The sequence below is a fragment of the Cellulomonas bogoriensis 69B4 = DSM 16987 genome, assembly GCF_000767165.1.
Taxonomy (GTDB): domain Bacteria; phylum Actinomycetota; class Actinomycetes; order Actinomycetales; family Cellulomonadaceae; genus Actinotalea; species Actinotalea bogoriensis.
The window spans coordinates 1-1,562 of record NZ_AXCZ01000314.1 but is presented as its reverse complement, the minus strand read 5'-3'; the positions used below and the strand labels follow the sequence as shown (position 1 = coordinate 1,562).

General features: G+C 73.9%; 3 protein-coding genes. All 3 read right to left on the bottom strand.

What is annotated here, in order from left to right:
- Positions 1-275: alkaline phosphatase family protein (locus N869_RS14975; protein WP_035062978.1), on the bottom strand; the 275-nt coding region annotated here is incomplete at its 3' end.
- Positions 272-1,066 (bottom strand): HAD-IIA family hydrolase, encoded by a 795-nt coding sequence (locus N869_RS14970; protein WP_035062976.1) that lies wholly within the window; start codon positions 1,064-1,066, stop codon positions 272-274. The genes N869_RS14975 and N869_RS14970, both read right to left, overlap by 4 nt.
- A partial coding sequence (locus N869_RS18055) for a hypothetical protein (RefSeq protein WP_035062975.1) occupies positions 1,063-1,562 on the bottom strand: 500 nt, incomplete at its 5' end. The genes N869_RS18055 and N869_RS14970, both read right to left, overlap by 4 nt.

Sequence of the window (1,562 nt, the reverse complement as noted above, 5' to 3'; positions counted from 1 at the left end):
CACACGCCTGGCGTGAAGCCGCGGGCCGAGCGCGTCAGGTCGCCGTCGGGGGCGCCGGGCACCCAGAACCCGGTGACGCCGTGACGCGCGGGTGCGGTGCCCGTGAAGAGCGTCGCCAGCCCGGGTGGTGTCTGGCAGCTCGGCCGGGACGGCTCGAGCGCACCGCCCCACCCCTCCGCGCGGACCTGCGCGAGGTGCGGCAGGTGCCCGCGGGACAGGAGCTCGTCGGTGACCCAGGCGGCAGCGCCGTCCCAGACGAGCCAGAAGACCGTCACGGTGCTTCCGAGCGCATCAGCTCGGGCAGGTCCGCCACGGAGTCGACGACCGCGCCGGCGCGCGGCAGCGACGGGTCGCCCGACTGCAGCGCAAACTTGCCCGTGCGCACCTGCACGGTCCGCGCGCCGAACGCGAGGCCCATGGCGACGTCCGTCGACGCGTCGTCGCCCACGACCCATGTGCGGCCCGGGTCCATGGAACCCGGGGCCGATCGCAGCGCGAGCCGCACGAAGTCGGTGCTCGGCTTGCCGACGACGAGCGCCTCGACGGCGGCCGCGTGCTCGAGCGCGGCGACGACCGCTCCCGTGTCGAGGTGGGCGACGCCGCCCGAGAGGAAGAACCGGCCCTTCTGCAGCGCAACGAGACGCGCCCCGCCGTGCAGCGCCGCGAACGCGCCGTCGAGCAGGTCGTACGTGAGGCTGTGACGCACGTCGCCGACCACGACGTGCGTCGGCTCCTCGCCCGGCCCCACCACCGTGAGCCGCGCGGCGAGCTCGGCGGTGACCGCGGCGGTGCCGAGCACGAGCACACGCGCCCCGGGGTCGTCGGCCAGCGCGACGGACGCCGCGACCACGGGGGTGAACAGCTCCTGGGCCGGCACCTCGAGCCCGCGCGCGACGAGTGCCGCGTGCAGGTCGGCGGTGCCCTGCGAGTCGGTGTTCGTGAGGAAGCGCAGGACGTGCCCGTCGGCGCGCAGCCTCCGGACGGCCTCGGCGGCTCCGTCGATGACTCCGTCACGCGTGTAGAGCGTGCCCTCAAGATCCAGCAGGACGGTCTGCGGCGTCGTCACGGAACCTCCGCCAGGTCGGGGCGCGAGCGCACGCTGTCGCGCAGGAACGAGAGCTTGGAGTAGACGCCACGCCGTGCGTCGAGGCCCGCGGCGGTGAGCTGCGCCTCGAGCCAACGCGCGACGACGTCGAGCTCGTCGAGGACCTCCTGCTCGTCGCACGGCCGCACGGTGCGGCTCCGGATGTACTCGAGCTCGCACTGCACCATCGCGACGTCGGGGGCGTCCACGAGGCGCGAGTGGTCGAAGAAGACGCCGTACAGGTGCCCGGTGCGCAACGACTCGAGGTTGATGTCGTACCGCACACGGCGGAACGGCGGCAGCGCGACGACGTCGACGCCGAAGCGGTCCCGTGCGTACGCCGTGAAGTCCGGGATCTCCCCGCTCTCCCGGAGGTGCCGCTCGCCGCGGCGCGTCGCGTCCTCGCGGAACCACTTGCGCTTGATCGTGTAGCCGCCGGTCGACAGCGGGATGAAGGACACGTAGCCCTGCTCCTGCG